General features: G+C 64.6%; 1 protein-coding gene. It reads right to left on the bottom strand.

The genetic code is table 11. The features are described from left to right. Positions 1–219, bottom strand: a 219-nt coding sequence (locus AC5Y4T_RS26230; RefSeq protein WP_499956169.1) for an AMP-binding protein, incomplete at its 3' end; no start/stop codon positions are given. Between the last annotated feature and the right edge of the window lie 10 nt (positions 220–229).

Here is a 229-nt window from a genome sequence, read left to right as displayed (position 1 = left end):
ACCAGTAGTACCCGACGTATAGATCACATACGCCACATCATCGGCCGTCGGTTCAGATAAACCGTTGCGCGGCAAGCGGATTCCGGGACGATCGACATCGATGACCGGCAGCCCCAGCCCATCCAGCCGCGAGCGGAGGTCGGCGCTGGCGATCGCGGCGATCGGGCCCGCATCGGCCAGCATGAATTCAATCCGGGCCGTCGGCACCCCGGGGTCGATCGGCAGATAC

Source organism: Mycobacterium sp. NGS11 (genome assembly GCF_059813315.1).
Note: the sequence above shows the minus strand (reverse complement) of the source record. Positions and strands in the feature narration are given on the sequence as shown.